This is a genomic window from Puniceibacterium confluentis (genome assembly GCF_007923445.1).
GTDB classification, from domain to species: Bacteria; Pseudomonadota; Alphaproteobacteria; order Rhodobacterales; family Rhodobacteraceae; genus Puniceibacterium; species Puniceibacterium confluentis.
Genome location: NZ_VOJI01000133.1, coordinates 1 through 526, shown reverse-complemented (window position 1 = coordinate 526; position 526 = coordinate 1). Strand labels below are relative to the sequence as shown.

Annotated in this window: 1 protein-coding gene; it reads right to left on the bottom strand. The window is 65.6% G+C overall.

Annotated elements, in window-relative coordinates:
- On the bottom strand, nt 1-526 hold a 526-nt coding region (locus FOY53_RS22860), incomplete at both ends, for a FeoB small GTPase domain-containing protein (RefSeq protein WP_186766746.1).

Here is a 526-nt window from a genome sequence, read left to right as displayed (position 1 = left end):
CACCAGAGCAGCGATCTCCTCGTCCCGCTGGAGCAGCAGCAGCGCCAGAGATTTGCCGGAAAGGGTGTACTCCCCGCTGAGCAGCCCGGCGATCTCGGCGATGTCCCCTTCCAGGCGGCCGCTGTAGCCGAAACTGGCGTGGTGCGCGGCATCGCAGGAGGCGATGGCCTTCCTGATCTCGGGCAGCCCCCGCTTCTTGGCCGTGGCGGCGCCGATGACCGGGATGCCCAGCTTCTCCTGCAGGAGCGGGATGTCGATCTCAAGTCCCATCCGCTCCGCCTCGTCCATGATGTTCACCACCAGGATCACCGGCAGTCCCGCCTCCACCAGTTGGAGGGTCATGACCAGCATCCGCTCCAGGTTTCGGGCGTCGAGCACGTGGAGTACCACGTCGGGGCGCTCGGTCAGGAGAATCTCACGGGCAACCCGCTCCTCTTCGGTAATCGGCAAGATCGAGTACATGCCGGGGGTGTCGATGATCTCCCAGGAGCCACCTTCGAAGGAGGCGGACCCCCGGGAAACCTCC